Origin of the sequence: Spiroplasma sp. hy2, from assembly GCF_044714365.1 — a bacterium.
GTDB lineage: Bacteria > Bacillota_I > Bacilli_A > Mycoplasmatales > Mycoplasmataceae > Spiroplasma > Spiroplasma phoeniceum.
On record NZ_RXFZ02000216.1, the window covers coordinates 1 to 1,455 of the forward strand.

At 26.4% G+C, this 1,455-nt stretch carries 2 protein-coding genes and 1 pseudogene; all 3 read right to left on the reverse strand.

Translation table 4 applies throughout. The features are described from left to right. Window positions 1–97 precede the first annotated feature (97 nt). Window positions 98–558, reverse strand: a pseudogene (locus tag EHV01_RS05520) (thiamine pyrophosphate-dependent enzyme); the annotation flags it as partial. A 37-nt stretch (window positions 559–595) separates the two neighbouring features. Beyond that, window positions 596–994, reverse strand: a complete 399-nt coding sequence (locus EHV01_RS05525) for a lipoate protein ligase C-terminal domain-containing protein (RefSeq protein WP_422066584.1) — start codon at window positions 992–994, stop codon at window positions 596–598. Between the two features lie 43 nt (window positions 995–1,037). Next, entirely contained in the window at window positions 1,038–1,346 is a 309-nt protein-coding gene (locus tag EHV01_RS05530) for a lipoate--protein ligase family protein (protein ID WP_422066585.1), read from the reverse strand. Window positions 1,347–1,455 lie beyond the last annotated feature (109 nt).

Here is a 1,455-nt window from a genome sequence, read left to right on the forward strand (position 1 = left end):
TWATCAAATTTATCAAATTTCATAATTTTAGATTCCTATAATTTCTATTTTAAATATATTTTATAGGAATTTTAAAATAACTAGGTTATGCAAGAAGTCTATTATATTTTTCAGAAAATGCTAACCCAGTTGCATGCGAATATTGTGTTGCAATTGGAATATTAATTGGTAAAGTATTAATTCCTTCTGGCATATAACTTCCCATTTCATTTCCACATCAATATAACATAATATTGCGCATTGGAACACCTGTTGCTAATCAAGCAGCATTATTTCGATATGCTGAGGAAAATCAGTCTTTTCCTTTAATAATTGCATTCCATATGCTACTTCAGTTGCTTCTTGCCCAGTTTATGAAAGAAATGATAGCATTCTTCCTTGTCTTTGAATTTTATTTTGAAAATCATCTTGGCGACGTGATAAGCACATTAATTTATACGCTGTTAAAACCTCATCGTCACTAATTTTTGGCATCAAATCTGGTTTAACAATCTTTCCCGTTACATCCATAATTTGAAGCATTTCATTTTTTAACGAATCAAATTTGTTAAAATACATCTTTTTGATTCCTGCCTTTCCTGTTTTTTAAATATTTTTAGGTAAAAATAACATCTAAAATTTCTTGTAGTTCAAATTTATCCCAAAAAATATCTTTAATATTAATTTCTAATAATTTTGTTTTAATTTTATTCAGATTATATTCACAACCTGTTAAAAGAGTTTCAAGTGGCTCTGTTCCACCAGAACCTAAAAAATCACCAAAAAATTTAATGTTCATAATTTTTCTTTCATTAACATTTAAACGCACATCAACGGTACCTTTTCCTTCATATCGAATTTTATTCTGATAACTAAATTCAGGTGAATTACCAAAGTTTCATTCCCATGTTCGATATTTTTCATCAGCTAGTTTATTAACTGCCGCAATAATATCTGGTGGTAAATCTAACACTGGTGTTCCTTGTGCTAAAAACTCATTAGTAATAAATAGCATAAATTCATCAATTGTAATATCATTTGTTAATAATGGTCGAATATTAGTTAGTTACTCGTGCCGGAATTGATTTAATTCCTTTTGAAATAATTTTATCTTGACTAACATTTAAGTATTTTTGCATTTTACTTAAATCAACATCAAATAAAAATGTTCCATGGTGTAGCAACCGATTTTTATACTTTATTTTTGCATTACCAGAGATTTTTTTGCCATCAATTTCAATATCATTTTTACCAGCAAACTTAGCATTTAAACCAAGTTTTTGTAAAACATTAATAATAGGTTGTAAAATACTTTCATAATTTTGCGCAATTTTATCATCTTTATTAACAATAATGGAAAAACACAAATGGTATATTTTTAATATATGGAGGTAAATAATTAATGAAAAAAATAATTACAGAATTAATAAATAGCTTAACAGATGATCAATTTTTAGAATTTTATGAAAAAAKAAA